The organism is Streptomyces sp. AC602_WCS936, from assembly GCF_019049125.1.
Taxonomy (GTDB): Bacteria; Actinomycetota; Actinomycetes; order Streptomycetales; family Streptomycetaceae; genus Streptomyces.
This window is the reverse complement of record NZ_JAGMUF010000066.1, coordinates 17,895-34,059: the sequence shown is the minus strand read 5'-3', so window position 1 is coordinate 34,059 and position 16,165 is coordinate 17,895. Positions and strand designations below refer to the sequence as shown.

16 protein-coding genes and 1 pseudogene are annotated in these 16,165 nt (G+C 71.8%); 8 read left to right on the top strand and 9 right to left on the bottom strand.

Annotated features, from left to right (window positions below; all coding sequences use genetic code 11):
- Window positions 1-16 precede the first annotated feature (16 nt).
- Window positions 17-589, top strand: coding sequence for a chloramphenicol phosphotransferase CPT family protein (locus tag KUM03_RS22000; protein WP_217250999.1), 573 nt, complete (start codon window positions 17-19; stop codon window positions 587-589).
- Window positions 589-1,203 (top strand): O-methyltransferase, encoded by a 615-nt coding sequence (locus KUM03_RS21995; protein WP_217250998.1) that lies wholly within the window; start codon window positions 589-591, stop codon window positions 1,201-1,203. Before KUM03_RS22000 ends, KUM03_RS21995 begins: the two co-directional genes overlap by 1 nt.
- On the opposite strand, the gene KUM03_RS21990 is transcribed toward KUM03_RS21995, so the two are convergent.
- Complete coding sequence (locus KUM03_RS21990; RefSeq protein ID WP_217250997.1) at window positions 1,171-1,635, bottom strand: GNAT family N-acetyltransferase; 465 nt, start codon at window positions 1,633-1,635, stop codon at window positions 1,171-1,173. The genes KUM03_RS21995 and KUM03_RS21990 overlap by 33 nt on opposite strands.
- A 110-nt stretch (window positions 1,636-1,745) precedes the next feature.
- On the opposite strand from KUM03_RS21990, the gene KUM03_RS21985 reads away from it, so the two are divergent.
- Window positions 1,746-3,209: a PLP-dependent aminotransferase family protein gene (locus KUM03_RS21985; protein ID WP_217250996.1), complete on the top strand. Its 1,464-nt coding sequence runs from the start codon at window positions 1,746-1,748 to the stop codon at window positions 3,207-3,209.
- Window positions 3,210-3,227: 18 nt separating this feature from the next.
- Here the strand turns inward: KUM03_RS21985 and KUM03_RS21980 are convergent, their stop codons facing one another.
- Window positions 3,228-4,202, bottom strand: a complete 975-nt coding sequence (locus KUM03_RS21980) for an aldo/keto reductase (protein ID WP_217250995.1) — start codon at window positions 4,200-4,202, stop codon at window positions 3,228-3,230.
- Between the two features lie 197 nt (window positions 4,203-4,399).
- Here KUM03_RS21980 and KUM03_RS21975 point away from each other — a divergent pair, with 197 nt between their 5' ends.
- Entirely contained in the window at window positions 4,400-5,515 is a 1,116-nt protein-coding gene (locus KUM03_RS21975) for a MerR family transcriptional regulator (RefSeq protein WP_217250994.1), read from the top strand.
- A 32-nt stretch (window positions 5,516-5,547) separates the two neighbouring features.
- Here KUM03_RS21975 and KUM03_RS21970 read toward each other — a convergent pair.
- Window positions 5,548-6,000 (bottom strand): annotated as a pseudogene (locus KUM03_RS21970) (ATP-binding cassette domain-containing protein); the annotation flags it as partial.
- A 196-nt stretch (window positions 6,001-6,196) separates the two neighbouring features.
- Here KUM03_RS21970 and KUM03_RS21965 point away from each other — a divergent pair.
- Window positions 6,197-6,883 carry a hypothetical protein gene (locus KUM03_RS21965; RefSeq protein ID WP_254399705.1) on the top strand — a complete coding sequence of 229 codons (687 nt, stop codon included), beginning with the start codon at window positions 6,197-6,199 and terminating at the stop codon, window positions 6,881-6,883.
- A 381-nt stretch (window positions 6,884-7,264) separates the two neighbouring features.
- Window positions 7,265-7,930, top strand: coding sequence for a maleylpyruvate isomerase family mycothiol-dependent enzyme (locus tag KUM03_RS21960; protein ID WP_217250993.1), 666 nt, complete (start codon window positions 7,265-7,267; stop codon window positions 7,928-7,930).
- 10 nt (window positions 7,931-7,940) lie between these two features.
- On the opposite strand, the gene KUM03_RS21955 is transcribed toward KUM03_RS21960, so the two are convergent.
- The gene (locus tag KUM03_RS21955) at window positions 7,941-10,472 is read right to left on the bottom strand and encodes a DEAD/DEAH box helicase (protein WP_217250992.1); all 2,532 of its coding nucleotides are present in this window, start codon (window positions 10,470-10,472) and stop codon (window positions 7,941-7,943) included.
- 36 nt (window positions 10,473-10,508) lie between these two features.
- Window positions 10,509-11,096 carry a hypothetical protein gene (locus KUM03_RS21950; protein WP_217250991.1) on the bottom strand — a complete coding sequence of 196 codons (588 nt, stop codon included), beginning with the start codon at window positions 11,094-11,096 and terminating at the stop codon, window positions 10,509-10,511.
- 196 nt (window positions 11,097-11,292) lie between these two features.
- Here KUM03_RS21950 and KUM03_RS21945 point away from each other — a divergent pair, with 196 nt between their 5' ends.
- Window positions 11,293-12,078 carry a formylglycine-generating enzyme family protein gene (locus KUM03_RS21945; RefSeq protein ID WP_217250990.1) on the top strand — a complete coding sequence of 262 codons (786 nt, stop codon included), beginning with the start codon at window positions 11,293-11,295 and terminating at the stop codon, window positions 12,076-12,078.
- On the opposite strand, the gene KUM03_RS21940 is transcribed toward KUM03_RS21945, so the two are convergent.
- From KUM03_RS21940 to KUM03_RS21925, 4 genes are all read right to left on the bottom strand, one after another.
- Complete coding sequence (locus tag KUM03_RS21940) at window positions 12,072-13,670, bottom strand: polyamine aminopropyltransferase (RefSeq protein ID WP_217250989.1); 1,599 nt, start codon at window positions 13,668-13,670, stop codon at window positions 12,072-12,074. The two genes, KUM03_RS21945 and KUM03_RS21940, sit on opposite strands and share 7 nt — an antisense overlap.
- Before the next feature lie 10 nt (window positions 13,671-13,680).
- Window positions 13,681-14,118, bottom strand: coding sequence for a DUF350 domain-containing protein (locus KUM03_RS21935; protein ID WP_217250988.1), 438 nt, complete (start codon window positions 14,116-14,118; stop codon window positions 13,681-13,683).
- Window positions 14,119-14,182: 64 nt separating this feature from the next.
- A complete protein-coding gene (locus KUM03_RS21930) occupies window positions 14,183-14,584 on the bottom strand; it encodes a DUF4247 domain-containing protein (RefSeq protein ID WP_217250987.1) in 402 nt (133 codons plus the stop codon).
- A complete protein-coding gene (locus KUM03_RS21925) occupies window positions 14,581-15,087 on the bottom strand; it encodes a DUF2617 family protein (protein ID WP_217250986.1) in 507 nt (168 codons plus the stop codon). The genes KUM03_RS21930 and KUM03_RS21925 overlap by 4 nt, the downstream gene beginning before the upstream one ends.
- 233 nt (window positions 15,088-15,320) lie before the next feature.
- On the opposite strand from KUM03_RS21925, the gene KUM03_RS21920 reads away from it, so the two are divergent.
- The gene (locus KUM03_RS21920; RefSeq protein ID WP_217250985.1) at window positions 15,321-16,094 is read left to right on the top strand and encodes a polysaccharide deacetylase family protein; all 774 of its coding nucleotides are present in this window, start codon (window positions 15,321-15,323) and stop codon (window positions 16,092-16,094) included.
- Window positions 16,095-16,165: the final 71 nt, after the last annotated feature.

Here is a 16,165-nt window from a genome sequence, read left to right as displayed (position 1 = left end):
TGGGATCATGAGGCGCATGGCGTTCGGTCAGGTCATCTTCCTCAACGGCACTTCCAGCTCCGGGAAGTCGAGCATCGCCCGGGAACTGCTCGGCGTACTGGACGACGGTGTCTACTTCCATCTGTCGGTGGACAGCTTCAACGCGATGCGCACCAAGCGAGACCTCGGCCCCGAGGAACTCGACGCCGCCCTGCGGCGCACCAGGCAGGGCTTTCACCGCTCGATCGCGGCCATGGCCGAGGTGGGCAACAACATCGTGGTCGACCACGTCCTCAGTGAGCCCTGGCGCCTGCTCGACTGCCTCACGGTGCTGCGCCCCCAGGACGTCATGTTCGTCGGTGTCCGCTGCCCGCTCGACGAACTGGTCCGTCGCGAGCTGGCCCGGGGCGACCGGCCCACGGGCCTCGCGGAGCTCCAGTACGACCTGGTGCACGCGCACGGCGACTACGACATGGAATGCGACACCGGCACGGCGACCCCACGGGAATGCGCCGAGCGGATCAAGGACTTCCTTCCCCGGCGCCCCACCCCCACCGCCTTCACCCGCCTGCGCGAACGCTGTCTGCCGAGCCGGCGCCGGAGATCCTGATGACGGAAGGACGTGCGGTTCCGCCCCGCGTGGCAGCCGCGCAACGTGCCGCTGCCGAGGCGGGGTTCGAGCAGAGCTGCATCCCGGAAGTGGGCAGGCTGCTCGGCCTGGCCGCTGCCGCGAAGCCGCACGGGGTCGTCGCCGAGAGCGGCACCGGCTTCGGAGTGGGGACCGCCTGGCTGCACAGTGGCCTGGGCGCCGGTGCCCGCCTGATCACCGTCGAGCGTGACGAGGGGCCGGCCCGTCGAGCGGCCGGTGTCTTCGCGGACGACGACCGCGTCAGCGTTCTCACCGGGGACTGGCGGCTGCTTGAACGGCACGCCCCCTTCGACGTCTTCTTCTGCGACGGCGGAGGCAAGCTCGACGACCCCGAGGGCGTCGTCGAACTGCTCGCTCCGGGCGGCCTGCTGGTCCTGGACGACTTCACGCCCTCGCTCCACTGGCCGCCCCGTTTCGGTGGCGAAGTGGACGAGCTCCGCCTGTTCTATCTCGCTCATCCAGCGCTGCGGGCCACCGAAGTACTCACCACACCGTTCAGTTCCGCGGTTGTCGCGGCACGCCGCCCGTACCTGCCTGGTGCCTCAGGCGACCGTGCGGCGGAAGACCTGCCGTGAACCGCCCTCGGGCCCAGGACCGGCGACCTCTGCGGGGACGAAACCGAGACGCTCGTAGAAGACGCGCGCGCCGCTCACGTGTGCTCCGGGGTGGTCGCTGCCGAAGGTGACCACCTCGACCGTGCCGGGGCCGCGCACCCACCGGCGCAGCGCGTCGTCCATGAGCGCGCGGCCGACGCCCGTCCCGCGCGCCTGCTCGGACACGACGAGCCAGTGAACGTGGTAAGCCGGTGCCGTCGGGCCGAACAACATGGCGCCGAGCAGGGGCGAGCCGGCGGGGCCGGCCACGAGCGCCTCCGACCGTCGGATGTGGTCCCGCACCGCCGCGTGGAAGCCGGCCTCACCGACCATCGGACCGAACCAGTGCTCGACCTGCCCCGCCAACGCGAGGAAACCCGGGACGTCTTGCGCCTCGGCGAGTCTGACGTTCATCCGCACAGTTTCGCAGACCGGGTCCCACGCGGTGGAGGCAGTGTTCCGCCCATGCCGAGCGCTGCGCCCGCCGCTCGACCGTCGCGGGCCGGTCGGTAGCATCGGCTGCCGTGGCAGACGATCGGACGGACTCGGCCTGGGGGACCTTCCTCGAACTCGGCCGTCCCACCGAGGGCCCGATGCACGTCCGGCTGGCCCGGGCCCTGCGGGCGGCGGTGACCGGTGGGCGGATCGCCTCCGGCAGCGCCCTGCCGCCGAGCAGGGCCCTCGCGGCGGATCTGGGCTGCTCGCGGTGGGTCGTGACGGAGGCCTACGCACAGCTCGTCGCCGAGGGTTACCTGGAGGCGCGCAGCGGCTCGGCCACCAGGGTCCGGGCACAGGCCGTCCCCGCACCGGCAACGAGCCCCACCGACGCCGGTACGCGCTGGGAGCCGGAGTTCGACATGCTGCCCGGCGTACCCGACCTGCGGGCGTTTCCCCGCAGACGGTGGGCGGACGCCGTACGGGAGGCCACCGGCGCACTGACGTGGGGCGAGCTCGGCTACCCCGACGCGGCCGGTCTCGCCCGGCTCCGGCAACGGCTCGCCGCGTACCTCGTGCGGGGCCGCGGCGCGTCGCTGGACGCCCGGCAGCTCGTGGTCTGCGCCGGCACACTGGACGCGGTGCTCAGGCTGTGCCGTGCCCTGCGGGCCGACGGTCACACCCATGTGGCCGTGGAAGACCCCGGCTGGTCGCGGCTGGGCGCCACGGCCGGGGCGGCGGGTCTGGTGCCCGTCCCGGTTCCCGTGGACCGTGACGGCCTGCGGGTGGACCTGCTGCGGCGCACGCCGCAGGTACGGTCGGTGATCCTCGCTCCCGCCCACCAGTTCCCGACCGGCGTGGTCCTCGCCCCGGCCCGTCGCGCCGATCTGGTCGCCTGGGCCCGTGAGGTCGACGGCCTGGTCCTGGAGGACGACTACGACGCCGAGTTCCGCTACGACCGCCACCCCGTGGGCGCCCTCCAGGGCATGGCCCCCGAGCACGTCGTGCTGATGGGGTCGGTCAGCAAGACGCTCTCGCCGGCCCTGCGGATCGGCTGGGCGGCAGCGCCGCCGCGCTGGGCCGACGCCCTGGCCGCGGACCACGTCTCAGGCATGCCACCGCCCGTCATCGACCAGGAGGCGTTCGCCCGGTTCCTGGACCGCGGAGCCTACGACCGTTACCTGCGGGCGTCCCGGCTGCGCTACAAACGCCGCCGCGACCACCTCCTGCGCGAACTCACCAAGTCGCTGCCCGGGTTCCGGGTGTCCGGCGCGGCGGCCGGCTTCCATCTGCTGCTGTCCCTGACCAACTGCCCGGCGCCCGCCGTCGTCGAGGAGGCCGCACGGCGCGACGTGCGGCTCGCGGACCTCGACGACTACCGCATGGTGCGGACCGCGGACGCCGCCGGCCCGACACTGGTCCTCGGCTACGGCAATCTCGCCGACCGGGCCGTGCCCGGCGCCGTGCGACGCCTTGCACAGGCCGTAGACGCGGCCCGGCGGACCAACGGGCGGGATTCCGAGGCAGCGAGGGCCGGGGAGCGGCCGGCCTGAGGGGCGGCGGGCGGCCCGTCAGCCCGTCGCGGCGTGGTCGAGCCGCGCCCTGCTCTCCCCGGGCAGCTCCAGCTCCACCGCGCCCAGCACTTCGTCCAGCTGCGCGACGGAGCTCACCCCCACGATCGGGATCACCGGCGGGTCGCCCCCGAGCAGCCAGGCCAGTACCACCTGGTTGGCCGTGGCCCCCAGCTCGGCGGCCACCTCCCGCAGAACGGTCAGGCGCTGCCCGGTTCCGGGGTGGTCGTAGGCGGCCGGCAAGGACTTGTCGGGCCGTGTGTACGCGCCCGAGAGCAGCGACGAGTAGGCCATCAGCGTCAGGTCCGGCTCACTGCGCACGTAGTCGAGGAGCTCGGCGATCACATGGACGTGCCCGCTCTCCGGCAGTCCGATGTCGAAGCGCGGCTGGAGGTAGGAGTAGCGCTGCTGGACGCAGGTGTACGCGGTCCAGCCGTTGGTCCGGGCGATCGCGCGGGCCCGCTCGGTCCGCCAGGTGGCGTGGTTGGAGCAGCCGAGCACCGACACCTTGCCGCCGCCGACCAGTTCCTCGAGCGCCCCGAGCGTCTCCTCCAGGGGGACGGACCGGTCCTCGATGTGCGTCCAGTACAGGTCGAGGCGATCGGTGCCCAGGCGTCGCAGGCTGTCTTCCGCGGCCTTGCGTATCACCGGTGCCGACAGCCCCTCGGCCGTCTCCAGGCCGCTGCCGGGCACGGTCGGCCGGGCCCCCGCCTTGGTGGAGATCACGACCTTGTCGTGCATGCGGCGGCTCGCCAGCCATCGGCCGACGGTGCTCTCGCTCTCGTCCCCGGTCCCGCCGGGAACCCAGAACGCGTAGTTGTCGGCGGTGTCGACGAGATCGCCGCCGGCCTCGGTGAACCGGTCGAGAATGGCGAAGGACGTCTTCTCGTCCACGGTGGTGCCGAAGGGCAGTGCGCCCAGGCACAGGGCGCTGACGACGGGGCCCGACGGGCCCCCGATTCGGCGTCGGAGCAACGGTGTCACCTCGATTCGTGCCCGCACGCCGAAGACGTGCGGGCTCGGACAGGAACGGCTCCACCGTAGAAAGACAACGGTCCGGTGTCCCGGTCCATTGGGACACCGGAAAACCGGACCGATCCGCGCCTGCCGCCGCCCGGTCCGGCCTCGGAGTGCTTGACCCTCACGTGGCGTCATCCCGCATAGTCCGTGGCATGGAAGAGCACCTGACCGTGGGACGCGTGGCCGGGCTGGCCGGCGTCAGCGTTCGCACGCTGCACCACTACGACGAGATCGGCCTCGTGCGGCCGTCCGCGCGCACCTCGGCCGGGTACCGGGCCTACGCGGCGGGCGACGTGGAGCGGCTGCGGCAGGTGCTCGCCTACCGGCGACTGGGTTTCGGACTGCGCGAGATCGCGGACCTGGTCGACGACCCCGCCACCGACGCGGTGGCACACCTGCGCCGTCTGCGCGGTCTGCTGCTGGACCGGCGCGATCACGCCGCTGCCGCCGTGACGGCCATCGACAGAGAGCTGGAGGCACGGGCCATGGGGATGCGAACGACGCCGGAGGAACAACTGAAAGTGCTCGGCGCCCAGTTGTACGACGTCATCGGATCCGCCTACCCGGCGACGCGGCGCACCGAGCCGCGGATCGCCGAAAGGATCTGGGACGCGCTCGGGGACGCGCGGACCGTGCTGAACGTCGGGGCCGGCACCGGCTCCTACGAGCCCCCGGACCGTGACGTGACGGCGGTGGAACCGTCGGCCGTCATGCGTGCGCAGCGCCCGGCGGGCTCGGCGCCGTGCGTGGCCGCCGCCGCGGAGCACCTGCCCTTCGAGGACCAGTCGTTCGACGCGGCGATGGCGGTCAGCACCGTTCACCACTGGCCGGACCCGGTCGCCGGTCTGCGGGAGATGCGGCGCGTGGCCCGCCGGGTGGTGGTGTTCACCTACGACGCGAGCAGCACCGGCTGGCGTGACCGTTTCTGGCTCACCCGCGACTACCTGCCCGAGTTCGGCGGCCTCCTCACCGACTGGCCCTCGCTGGCCGACCTGGCCCGCGCGATCGACGGTCGTGCGGAACCGGTGCTCGTCCCCTGGGACTGCGCCGACGGCTTCTTCGAGGCCCACTGGCGCCGGCCCGAGGCGTACCTGGACGAACAGGTACGCCGCGCGGTGTCCGTGTGGACCCGGGTCGGACCGGAGGCGGAGCAGCGGGCGGTGAACGGCCTGCGCGACGACCTTTCCTCAGGCCGGTGGGCCGAGCGCAACCGCGATGTCGTCGCCCTCGACGCCGCAGAGCTCGGTCTGCGCCTTCTCGTGACGTGAACCGGCGGCCGGACAACCGGACGCTCGCCGCCTCACCCGGAGAGACGTTGCGCCGCCTCCCTGCGCCGGCGCTGCGCCGCGACGTCCGCCACCGGGGCCGACAGCATCAGTGTCCGCGTGTAGGCGTGCTGCGGCGCACCGGTGACGTCGGTGGCGCCGCCCGTCTCCACGATCTCGCCGCGGTGGATCACCGCCACCCGGTGGCTCATGAAGCGGACCACGGACAGGTCGTGCGTGACGAAGAGGTACGCCGTGCCCGTCTCCTCCTGGATGTCCAGCAGCAGGTCGAGCACGGCCCTTCGGGTCGTCAGGTCCAGCGCGGAGACCGGCTCGTCGCAGATGACGAGCCGGGGACGCAGGGCCAGGGCACGGGCGATGGCGACGCGCTGCCGCTGGCCCCCGGAGAACTCGCGGGGCAGCCGGTGGGCGGCGTCCGCGGGCAGGTGGACCCGGTCGAGCAGGCCGCGGACCCGGTCCCGGGCCGGGGAACCCGGCAACTCGCCGAGGAGTACGGCGGGGCGTGCGCGCCGGGCACGAACCGCATAGGCCGTCCTCCCGGTCCGGCACGCGGTCGGTGCCGAAGGGCTACGGTGGTTCCCCTATGTCGCTCGTCCGCCGCCGCCCGGAGCGCACCGGGGCGGGAGAATCGGCGGGCGGTGACGCCGGAAGGGGGCGGGCGGGATGGCTGGACGGGCGCGCTACGGGGCCGGGGTGGTGGCCCTGGCCGGGGTCGCGGTCCTGATCGGGCTGCTGGGACGGCCGGCGGGCAGTGACGGTGATACCGGCGGACCCGCCGCGACGATCCCGGCCTTCTCCGTCGCCCCGGGATCCTCCGGGCAGCCGGTCACTCCGGTGCCGGAAAGCCCGGTGGAGACGCGCCTCAGCCTCTTCTCGTTCGTCGGCCTGTGCCAGGAGGAGGGGAGCCGGCCGGTGCCCCGGGCGGCACGTGTGTCGACGTCCGGACCGCGCCCTGTGGTCGTCCATGTCAACGGGCTGCTGCACCAGTTCGAGGGCCGAGGCCGCGACCGCGACCGCACCGATCCGTTCGCACCGCTGCCGGAGCGGGTGCAACTCGTCGCCTGCGCCCGGTACGAAGGGCTGGGCAAGCTCCTCAAGGTGTGCCGGTACGACTCGCCCGCCGCCGCAGCGGGACGGCGGGAGATCTCCCATTACGAAGGCCGGTACGAGCTACGGATCCTGGAGGCCCGCACCGGCCGCCTGCTCGGCACCCACCACATGGTCGCCCGCACCTCTGCCACCTGCACGCCGTTCGTCGAACGCGGTGCGGACACCAAGGAGTTCGAGCCTCCCGGCGACACCGTGTTCCGAGAAATCCTCGGCCCGTACACGCGCGGCGAGAAGCCCTGAGCGGGGTGCGGCCCGTCGTCCCGAAGAGCACGCAGACCGGATTCCGGGCCGTGGAGTCCGCGAGCCAGAGGCGTCACCGCGGCCGGCGTCAAACGGTTGCTTCCGCTGTCGTCGGCGCCGCTCCGCGCCGGGGAACGGCTCTCCGCTGCGGAAGAGGGGCTCGTCCGGCGTCAGACGACGCAGCCGGAGGGCATGCTGGAACAGTGTGGCCGGGGTACCGGGCAGACCAGAGTGCCACCGCACTGCCCCGAGCGACAAGCCGCGGTGGGCGACGACTTTCCTCCAGTGGGGGAGTCTCTTGTCCGAACACCTGCCGGACGAGCACGTTCTTCCGGTCCAGGTGCGATCCGGAGCACGGCTCGTGACAGGAGATTCGCCCGCATGACTGGTTCGGAACTGGCAGCAGACCGCAATCCGAGGACCGAGGTCTGGTCATGGATCCATACGGAGCGAGCGGCACTGGCAGCCGACCTTGCCGACTTGCCCGACGACCGATGGACGACCCCGTCGCTGTGCACCGGGTTGACGGTGCGTGAGGTACTGGCGCACCTCACCGCGGGGGCGAGCCTCAATGCCGTGCGCTGGCTGGCGGGCGTGATCCGCTGCCGGTTCGACTTCGACAGACAGGTGGCGATGCGGCTGGCCGAACAGCTCGGTGCGACCCCCTCCGAAACACTGGACCGGTTCCAGCATGTCGTACCCAGCAGGACCAAGCCTCCCCTCCCCGCCGTGGCCATGCTCGGCGAGACGATCGTGCACGCGGAGGACATCCGGCGTCCGCTGGACTTGCGTCGCGACTACCCGACCCGGGCGGTCACACGGGTCGCCGAGTACTACCGCGGAACGGATCAGGTGGTCGTTGCCAAGGGACGCATCACCGACCTGCGACTCGTCGCGAACGACGGCCCGTTCGAAACCGGATCCGGCCCCGTCGTGTCCGGCAGCACTCTGGCCCTGACGATGGCCATGACCGGACGCGCGGCCCATCTCGACGACCTGGAGGGCGACGGTGTCGAGCTCCTGCGCGAGCGTTGCGGAACGGCGTGAGGGCAGCCTTCTACGTCGTCCAGCGCATCCCGACCGCCAAGAGCCGCTCCACCCGTTCCGGCGACAGTGTCGCGGCCCTGCTCCGCTGGTTCCCGATCCAGGCGCCGAGCCGCAGGTCCAGCACCTCCTGCTGTTCCGCTCTCCCGTCCGCGCCGCGGTCGAGGACGATCCGTTCGATGTGCTTCCTCGGCACCCGCAGGTGTCCCTCGCGCTCGTAGAACTGCTGGGCGGCCACGTAGTTCAGGGCCCACTTGTCGGCATGCGCTCGGCGCGGGGGAGGCTTTTCCTCCTCCGCCGCGGGCGTGATCCCGAGGACGTGTTCACACATCCACTGCTGCACGGTGGTGAGCTTGTCCCAGGCGAGGCGGACCGTCCGCACCCACCGGCCGAGGTCCTCGCCCTGGCGGACGACCGTGCCCGGCTCCATCGGCAGCTCACCGCCGGCCTCGAGGTGGCGCCGGAGCAGATGGAAGCACCGCTGCCAGTCCACCGACCAGGCCGGGCACCAGGACGGGTCGATGTCCTCCAGCTGCGCACGCCGATCCTCGGACAGCGTCCCGGCCGACGACTGCACCGGCAGGCCCTCGGCCCGCCCCTGCTCGACCTCTGCGGCCTTCCGAGCGGCGGCCCGGGCGTTCTTCAGCCAGATGCCCACCCGACAGCCCTGATAGGTGGCGTCCAGCGGGGCCAGGAGATGGCCCGCCCCGGCGGCCCACCCGCGCGCCGCCGCGAGGCCCTCTTCCCACGCGACGTCGAAGTGTGACCACACCATGCCGAGCTTCTCCAACTGCTCGACGCGATCGACGTCCATCTCTCCGCGGGTGTAGACCCTCCGGGCGTCGGCGATCCACTGCCCCAGGGGAAAGCCGGCGAGCGAGGCCGGCCAGACTTCGGCTCCGGACTCCTGGCCGTCGCTGCCGGGCACGCGGTAGGTGAACGGCACTTTGAGGTCGCCGTACTCGCGGTTGTAGAGGACGGCGGCCTCGACCCCGCGCCGCCAGTGACGGTGCTCGGGGTTGAGGACGCGCAGGCTGATGAACGCGGCCAGCTGCGCGGGGTCCCGAGGCGTGGAGAATCTCAGCAGCGCACGAGCCGGCACCGACAACCCACGGTCGCTCACGGCCTCCTCGCCTTCCACCCCGCCACGGCTCTGCACGCCCCGGACACGACTCGGCGCCTGCTGCTCGGCGAGCTGCTCGACGACCCGGGCGTCGTGAGCCCGCAGCGCCTCCAAGAGCTTGGCCAGGCCGCCGTACGCCCTGCTGGTGAGCATGTTGTCGACCGTCTCGCCGGGCCCGAGCAGGACCGGAACCACGAGGGAGGCGAGCTTGCCCTCGCCGGGCCGCATCCGCAGAGCGCGGCCGACGGCCTGGACGAGGTCGGGCATGGACCCCCGTACGTCGGCGAAGTAGACGGAGTCGCAGTTCTTGGTGTCGACTCCCTCGCCCAGCACCTTCACCGACCCCAGACAGCGCTTCGCCACAGCTGTGCCGTCCGTGGCGACACCGTCGGCGAACTCGTCCAGCACCCGTCGTCGGTGGCCCGGCTTGTGCTCACCGCACAACCAGTCCGCCCAGACCGACTTCGGGTACCGTTCCGGGTCGGCGGCGTGCAGCCGCGCGGCGACGTCCGGCAGGCCGGCCGCGAAGGCCTCGGCCTCCTTCACGACATGGTGGAAGACCAGCGTCCTGTCGAATCCCTCCTCGGCCGACGCCTTCACGAGCGCCGTCTGCAGAGCCGCGAGCCGGGCTCCGCGGACCTCGTCGGAGAGCCCCTCGGCGCCCAGGAGCCGGGCGGCCTGGAGCTGCGTGTCGGTGATGTCCACGCACACCACCTGGTACGGCGCGCTGATCCCCCGGTCGATCGCCTCCGACAACGACAGGCTGAAGGCCCGGCTGCCGAACGGACCCTCCGGATCGTCCTCCATGCTCGCCACCAGATCGCCCGGCGCGCCCCGGCCGGCGTCCTCGTCCAACTGCCACAGCCGGGGCGTGGCCGTCATGTACAGGCGTCGCAGGGCGGGGATGCGGGTGTTGTCGTGGACGACCGCCCACGGCTTGCCCAGCCGGCCCGACGTCCGGTGCGCCTCGTCGACCACGATCAGGTCCCAGCCCGGAAGGCCGGCCCGGTGGGCGCGCTCCAGCGTGCCGAGCCCGAGGGAGGCGTACGTGGCGAACACCGTCACCTTGTCGAACGGCCTTACCCAGTCGACCAGTTCCCGCACATCCGTGGTGTTGGGAAAGGCCCCGTCCTCACCCCGCAGGGAGGAGACCCCGACCACCGGGCCCGTGCGGCCTCCCTCGCGCCAGGCGGTCTCGGTCTGGGTCAGCAGGTCCAGCGAGGGGACGAGTACCAGCACACGGCCGGCGCGGAGCTCTTCAGCGCTCCGGACGGCCACGAGGCTCTTGCCCGACCCGGTCGCCATGATCACCTGGGTGCGGAGTCCTCGCGGCGGCACCGTCGTCCCTGCCGGGCATTCGAGGGCACGCAGCACGGCATCGACGGCTTCCCGCTGGTGCGGGCGGAGCTGGGGGTGCGGCATGGTGAGGTGCCTGTCTGAGGGGAAGTGGGGGCGGGGTCATTCGCTGCGCACGATGGCCAGCGCGGCGCGGACGAGGGTGGAGGCGAGCTCGGCGGCTTCGTCGTGGGCGAGAGGGCAGTTGAGCTTGTAGGGGTCGGAAGGAGCGACGCTGCGGAGCTGGATGCGGTCGTCCGTCCCGTCGATGCCGAGGCGGTGGAGGTCGTCGGGGCCGAGGCGTATGGTCAGGCCTCCGTTGATGGGCCGCAGGTACGCGACTGCTCCGTAGCGCTGCGGTCCGTTGTCGCGGATCATCAGGTAGTCGGCGAGGCCGTCAGGGGTCTTGGAGGAGCGGCCGAAGGCCACGACGACCTCCTCCTCGTCCAGGAGCCTCTTGATGAACCTCTCGGTCTGAAAGGTGCGTTCCGGGTTCTTGCCGGCCCGTCCGTAGATGAACTTCATCAGGGCGACGTGGTCCGCGGCCGGCAAGGGCGCCGCCGTGCTGAGCGCGGTCGTCTCCTCGGCCGTCTGTGCCTCGGCGCTCTCGTCGGGGGAGAGGGCGGCGTCGGCGAGCGAGTTCCGGGAAGCGCGGCCGGTGAGTCGCTCGTACTCCACGATCTCCTCGGGCGTTCCGTCGATGATGCGCATGTGCGTGAACCTCCAACGTGTGCGCGAGGCAGGGCCGTGCCCACTCCGACCGCTCACTGTACATACAGCAGAGCGGCAAGGGTCACGCTTTAGCTAATGCTCGAGCAGGGCGGCGGGCCGCAGCGAGGTCCTCGTTCCAAGGTCGCGGTCGGGACGGGACCATCGGCCGAAGCCCGCCACCGCCACCGAGGCGATCATGGGAGTCGTCCGTTCAAGCGGAGGAGGAGCCGTGCGGGTGGAGCAGGTGGACTGGGTCGAGGTCCCGGCCGGAACGCTGCGTCGGGGTACGCCGGGCGACGAAGTGGCGGCGGTGGCCCGCCGTTACGCGGACACCGGGGTGCCGGTGGACTGGTACAGGAAGGAAGTCCCGCGTGCGGAGATCCACGTTCCAGCGTTCCGGATCGCCCGCACGCCGGTCACGGTCGGCCAGTGGGCGCCCTTCGCGGCGGCCTCCGGCCGATCGGTCCCGGCGGCGCCGGCGGACCACCCCGTCATCGGGATCTCCTGGGAGGCGGCGACCGCCTACTGCCGGTGGCTCGGGAACCGCATCGGCCTCGGCGTGCGGCTGCCCACGGAGGACGAGTGGGAGCGCGCCGCGCGCGGCGACGACGACCGGGAGTTCCCGTGGGGCGACGAGTACCGCGCCGGTCTGGCCAATCTCGTGGACCTCGGCATCGGCACCACGACGCCGGTCGGCTCGTTCCCCGACGGAGCCGGCCCCTTCGGCGTGCTCGACATGGCAGGCAACGCCGACGAGTGGACCTCGACCCTCTACGCTCCCTACCCCGGCGCCCCCGCCGAGGTGCCGAGCACCGAAGACTGGGCCTTCGACCCGCACATCACCCGGGGCGGCGCGTTCCGTCACGACCGGGACCTGGCCCGGTGCGCCCGTCGGCACGGCGCCTACGAACCGGACCTCGCGGCGATCGGCGTGGGCTTCCGCCTGGCGGCACCGGCCCGGCCGGTTGCCGGGACTCAGTAATTGCGCCACTCGTCCAGGACGTACTCGAGCACCGCGGGATCCATCAGCGTGCTCGGCCGTACGTCGGTGCGGCGGCGGTCGACGGGGAACACGGCCGCCGCCCTGAGCACCGCGTCGTCCAGGTACCGCAACTCGGGAGCCTCGGCGGCGAGCCGCAGCTCAGGTGCCTCGCTGCCGCGGGCGGCGAGCACGAACCCCCAGTTGCCGAAGCTCGGCACATCGACCTGGAACTCGGTGGTCGCGTACCCCGCCTCCTCGATCGTCTTCGCGATCGACCAGTAGGTCTTCGGCGCGAAGAACGGCGATCCACTCTGCACCATCACCTTGGCCTGCGGCGTCAGGACCCGGCCGAGCAGATGGTAGAACTCCACCGAGTACAGCTTGGCCAGCGACGCCGAATCAGGGTCGGGGAAGTCGATGACGACCGCGTCGTACTGCTGCCGGGCACCGCGCAGCCAGTTGAAGGCGTCGGCGTTCACCACCTCGGTCCGCGGGTCGTCCAGCGCGTCCCGGTTGAGCGTGCGCAGCGGCCCGTAATCCCGCGCCAACCGGGTCATGGCAGGGTCGAGTTCGACGAGGGTGACGTGCTGGACGTCCTCGTACCGCAGCACCTCGCGCAGCGCGAGCCCGTCACCGCCTCCCAGGATCAGCACGTTGGAGCGACGGCCCGACAGCGCGGGATGGACGAGGGACTCGTGGTAGCGGTACTCGTCGACGGAACTGAACTGGAGATCGCCGTTCAGGAACAGCCGGATGTCGGGGTCCCCGGTGAAGGCGGTGGACCGGGTGATCACGATGTCCTGGTACTGCGTGGTCTCGGCGTGCACGATGGGATCGGCGTACATGTGCTGACGCGCGGTGACCTCCAGGTCGTCCGCGAACACGTACGCCGTGCAGAGCACGGCAAGCACCGCGGCGACGCCCGCCAGCAGACCCGCCTTCACCATACGGCGGAGCTCGCGGCGGAAGATGAACACCACGACGATGACGCCGGCGACCGCGTTGACCGAGCCGACCACCAGTGCGCCCTTCAACTGGCCGAAGGCCGGCAGCAGGAGCAGCGGGAAGCACAGGCCGCCGACGAGGGCACCGATGTAGTCGACGGCGAACATGTCGGCGACGGCACTGCTCGCGTCCTGCCGGCGGATCCGCTGCAGGAGGGTCATCAGGAGCGGGATCTCGGCGCCGATCAGAACACCGACCACCAGGGACACCACGATCATCGCGGGCATGTAGAGCTGCAGCCAGGCGAAGGCCGCGTACAGGGCCAGGACGGACAGGCCGCCGATCAGCGCCAGGGCGCCTTCCAGCACCGCGAACGCGACGACCGCGCGGCGCCGCAGCGGTTTGGCCGCCAGCGAGCCCACGCCCATGGCGAAGACCATCACGGAGATGACCACAGAGGTCTGCAGCACCGAGTTGCCGACGAGGTAGCTGCCCAGCGCGGTCAGCGCCAGTTCGTAGACGAGGCCGCAGGCGGCACAGAGGAAGACGGCGAGCAGCAGAAGGAACCGCGCCCCCCGGGGCGAAGGAGTCCCCGGGGGGCGGGAGGTGGCCGTGGTGTCGCGGTCGTCCAGGGTGGTGGAACTCATGGGAGCCGTTCTAGGAGAGGGCCGCGCCGACCATGAAGGCGGTGCCCAGGTACATGCCGGCCTGCACCCATGCGGCGGGGTGCGGGCGGTCCCCGCTGTCCTCCAGGGCGACCGCGCCCATCTGACCCGGCGCGAGCTTGCCGATCACGATGCCGACCAGTGTCATCACCAGCACGCCGGCCAAGCCGTAGAGGAGCGTGCTGAACAGGCCCTGGCCCAGTCCTTCCTCCGACTCGCTCGCCCGGATGGCCTCCATGACGACCAGGCCCACCGCCACGGACTGGCTGCCCAGCAGCACGGCCGCCCCGCGGTTGCGGTCCCGCCACACCACGTGGAAGAGCTTGCCGGGCGTGACAAGGTCGAGGGCGACGAAGCCGACGGCCATCACGACCAGTCCCACGACTCCGTAGAGCAGGGCCTGACCGGCCGACTCGAAGATCTCGGTCACAGGGATGCCTTTCTGGAGAGCGTCGTCGGAGCGAGGAGGTGGTACTGCCTGGCCGGCACGGGGCTCACTTGCCTTCGCCCGGACCGCCGCCGCGGTAACTCTGACTGTTCGGGTTGGGCCAGTTGACGAGGTGCTGCTGGTGGCGGCGGTAACCGTTGCGGTAGTCCTCGATCTCGATCATGCTGCCGCCCCGGTACGGCGAGACGGTCACCATGTCGTCGCCGTAGCGCAGGAACTGCATGCCGCCGCCGGAAGACCGGTCGAGGGCCTCGCGCTTGTCGTCGATCGCGTCGGCGACCCGAGTCGGGGCGCTGTCCTTGTCGAGCCACCGGGACCCGCTGGCGGTGTACTGGTCGCGGATCCAGGAGCGGGGAACCCCGTCGTCCCCGTCGCTGGAGCAGGCCGCGAGCGAAACGGTGAGCAGAGCGGCCGCCACCGCTGCGCGGACGAGTCGGGCGCTGTTCATCGGGCCTCCAGTCGGGTGCGCGTCGATACGATCTGCCCGTTCTGCGGATACGTGTGCCAGGTGCGCCAGGCCAGTGGGGGACGTGACGCCTCGTCGGACGCCTCGACGACCACCGCCGTCACCGCCTCCGGCGAACCCGGGAAGGTTCCGCACAGGCTGTGCTCCGCGTCCGCCGACCGGCCGAGGATCCTCGCCACCCGCGCGCTGAACTCGGCAGGTTCGAGACGCGCGGTGGAGGCGTTGAAGTCGTAGGTCCAGCCCGCCAGCTGCCGGGTGAGTCCGGCCGGCAGCCCTCGGGCGGCACCCGGCAGGCACGCCACGGTCTCCCGCACGGGTCCGGCGAACACCTGGTGTGAGGCGCCGAGCAGCCGCATGCGTACGGTCAGTCCCCCCACGAGCACTTCACGTTCGGCGAGCGCCGGCCGCTCGCCCAGGTCCAGTGAGAAACAGAGCTGGTCCGCGTCCGTGTCCAGATAGGGGGCTTGCAGTGACAGTGCGTGCATGCGGCCCCCGGTCCGATATTGCTATGAGCGGCGCTGAGTATGGCACACGGGCCGTCGGGTGTCCGAACGGCGGGGTGCCCGCGGCAGGTCCTTGCCGAACCGCCGCGCCGGCCGTCGCCGCTCGAGCTCCGTGATCGGTAACGGACGCATCCTCCGGCCCCGGTCTTCCGTCCTGCCATGTGGTCCCGACAGGACCGGGGAACGGCGAGGAACTACGCGAAGGCGGGACGGACATGGCGCGGCACGGCGGCGGACGGGCCTGGTACGGCAAAGTGGTCGGGGCGGCGCTCGGAGTGACGGTCCTCGCGGTCGGCGCCTCGGTGTGGACCGCGCAGGCCGGACCCGTGGACGCAGCGGCACCGAAGGCGACCGCGTCGGCCACGCCGGGCAGTGACGTCGACCCGGTCGACCCGGCCATCGCGCACGCCTCCGACGCGGGAGCGCGGGGCGTCAACATCACCATCGACGACGGCCCCGACCCCGCCTGGACGCCGCAAGTGCTCGACCTGCTGCGTGAGTACGGGGTCAGGGCCACGTTCTGCATGACGGGCACGCAGGCCCAGGCCCACCCGGACCTCGTGAAGGACGTCGTCGCGGCCGGGCACCGGCTGTGCGACCACTCGGTGTCGCACGACACCGCCATGGACAAGAAGTCCGAGGCGTACCAGTCCAAGGAGATCCTTGACACCGAGCGCATGATCACCGAGACGTCCGGGGGCGTACGGCCGATGTACTACAGGGCCCCCGGCGGCGCCTTCACCCCCCACAGCCGCAAGCTGGCCGCATCCCGGGGTATGCGTCCACTGGGCTGGAACGTGGACACCAAGGACTTCGAGCGGCCCGGCACGGACACCATCGTCGCCACCGTTCAGCGCGAGCTGCCCAACGGGCCGACGATCCTCTTCCACGACGCCGGGGGAGACCGCGCCCAGACGGTCGAAGCCCTGCGCAAGGTCCTCCCTTGGCTCAAGGAGCAGGGATACTCGTTCGGCTTTCCGGTCCACTGACCGCGTACTCGCCGGACTCCGCGAAGCGGAACCAGGCCCGCACGCCTGCTGCGAGTCCGCCCTCTTCAGGG